Source organism: Dehalococcoidales bacterium (assembly GCA_028717385.1).
Lineage (GTDB): Bacteria > Chloroflexota > Dehalococcoidia > Dehalococcoidales > CSSed11-197 > CSSed11-197.
Map to the genome: position 1 here is coordinate 1 of JAQUNW010000071.1, position 2588 is coordinate 2588.

The 2588-nt window shown below is 42.1% G+C and carries 2 protein-coding genes; both read right to left on the minus strand.

Features of this window, described 5'->3' with window-relative positions; all coding sequences use genetic code 11:
* On the minus strand, positions 1-1298 hold a 1298-nt coding region (locus PHX29_07420), incomplete at its 3' end, for a DNA translocase FtsK (protein ID MDD5605711.1).
* A 273-nt stretch (positions 1299-1571) separates the two neighbouring features.
* The coding region (locus PHX29_07425; GenBank protein MDD5605712.1) for a ribonuclease J at positions 1572-2588 on the minus strand (1017 nt) is incomplete at its 5' end.

A 2588-nucleotide genomic window follows, 5' to 3' on the forward strand; every position in this document is an offset into this window, starting at 1 on the left:
ACGTCTACAGAAGGCCTTTGTGTGGCCAAAACCATATGAATTCCCGTGGCTCTACTCATCTGGGCAATTCTGGTAATGGAATCCTCGACCTCTACAGGACTAAAAAGCATAATATCCGCCAACTCATCAATGAAAAGAACAATATATGGAAGAGCCTGAAATCCGGACATTTCGTTATAAGACTCGATATTTCTGGCACCGGCTTGAGCAAAGAGTTTATAGCGTCTATCCATTTCAGCCATAATCCAGCGAAGAGCAGAAATTACTTTATCCGGCTCAACTATCACAGGAGAAAGAAGGTGCGGCAAATCACCATAACGGGTCAGTTCTACCCGTTTGGGATCGACCAGAATAAGCTTAACTTCGGTTGGTGCCGCTCTAAAAAGAATCGACATTAAAAATGCATTTATACAAACTGATTTTCCTGAACCTGTCTGTCCGGCGATCAAAACATGTGGCATTTTTGCTATATCCGCAATTATCGGTTTACCCGAAACATCAAGTCCCAGAGAAACCGCCAATTTGGATTTGGCCCCCTGCATTTCTTGAGACTCCATGATTTTTCGAAGAGGCACGAATTCAGCTGAACGATTTGGAAGCTCAATTCCGACAAGATTACGTCCCGGGATCGGAGCTTCGATTCTGATGGTTCCGGTCGGTGCCGAAAGAGCCAGTGCCAAGTCCCTCTCAAGCGATGTAATTTTGGAAAGCTTTGTTCCAAGAGCAACCTCTATGGCATATTGGGTAACTGCGGGGCCAAGATTAACCTCAACAACATGTGCCGTAATTCCAAAAGACTCCAAAGTTTTTTCGATAGTTGCAGCGTTACCTTTAATATCGCCTCGTTCCGCGTGGCCTCCGTCGGAGTCTCCAAGAATATCAATTGTGGGGTACCTCCAAACAGTTTCTTCACCGGGAATGTTACTGACAAGCTTTTGTTCCAGAGGCTCTTTTGGAGGAACAGCGGGAGTTCCTGCTTTGGCATTTACGGGAGATATTGCATTTCCGCCAATCACTTTCATCTGCCCTCTTGGCATAGCAACTCCGCCCACCTTAATCTGCGTTTTATCTCCATGGATATACACACCAGCATGCCTGAAAAATTCTTTCAGTATTTTATACACCTGATCAATTGAAGTATTAAAAAGTATTATCAAACCGATAAACCCAACCCCTGCGTATACAATACCCGCTCCAACCCCCATGATGAGTGCAGCTATAGAATCCCAAATTGTTTTTCCTGCGATTCCGGATCTACTCAGAGCTACCACCGAAAGAAAAAAAAGGAGTCCGCCCACAACCACATTCGGCTGTCCAAGAACAAACTTTGTTTTCGAAAGCAAAAAAGCAAATGAAAGAAATATAAAAGGCAAGAATATTGACGACCAGGAAAAATAATTTAAGAGAAAGTCATTAAATTTGATAAAGACCATTCCCTGGCGGGAAAAAGAAACTAAGATGAGTCCCGCAAAAATGAAGAAAATTATTTGGGAAATCGAAAACATCGACTCTATTTTGAGTTTTAATCTGAATGACCTTTTTGTAAATCTTTTTCTTTTCTTACTCATTGCTTAAACCTCCACGACTACCGGTAGTATCATTGGGCGCCTGCCGGTTTTTTGATAAAAATATCTTTCCAGGAAATCAATGGCAATGTTTCTGGCCACATTCGAATTTATCTTTTTCTTTTTTTGTAGTGCCCCTACAAGCTCTTTTGAGGCATCTTCCAGAATTTTTCCGTATTTCTGCTCAAAAACAAATCCGCGGCTAAGAATTTCAGGATTTTCCGTAAGGATACTTTCATTCCTGTCGAAATGAATTATGGCAATAACTATTCCTTCTTTCGAAAGAATGTGGCGGTCCCTTAAAACTACATTACCCACGTCTCCAATTCCCAATCCGTCGACCAAAACTTCTTTAACGGATATTCTTCCAGAGCGCCTGGCATATTGGTTTGAAAATTCAACAATGTCACCGGACTCTAATTCCAAAATATCGTTTTCGGAGGCCCCCATACTTTGAGCGATTAGCCCGTAAGCTCTCATATGCCTTATTGTTCCACCGATAGGAATAAAGTATTTAGGTTTGACAAGGGCAAAAAGCATCTCAATATCCTTCTGACAGCCGTGACCTGAAACATGCAGATCCTCCTGCATGTCATAATAATGAACGTCAATATTGTCCTCAATTAATTTATCAACCAGGTAGTCGACATTCGCTTTACTTCCGGGAGGTGCGGGATCGGCAGAGAAAATGACCGAATCTCCTTTTCCTATTGTAAGAAAATCATGCTCCCCGATTATTAAACGGTACAAAGCGCTCCCCGACTGTCCGTAACAACCCGAGATAATAAAAAGGAGTTGATTCGGAGGAATTTTCGCCGCATTTTTGGCCTTTATAACAACGCCCTCCGGATAGAAAAGGTATCCCAGATCTTTGGCAATTTGGGCTTTTCTCTCAATTGAACGGCCTACCAGCACAACTTTTCTTCCCAATTTCTGTGCAACGTTTATTGTTTGTTGCATACGGCTAATGTTACTTGAAATTGTAGTCAGATAAATTTTGCCTTTAATTTTTCGGGTGACAGC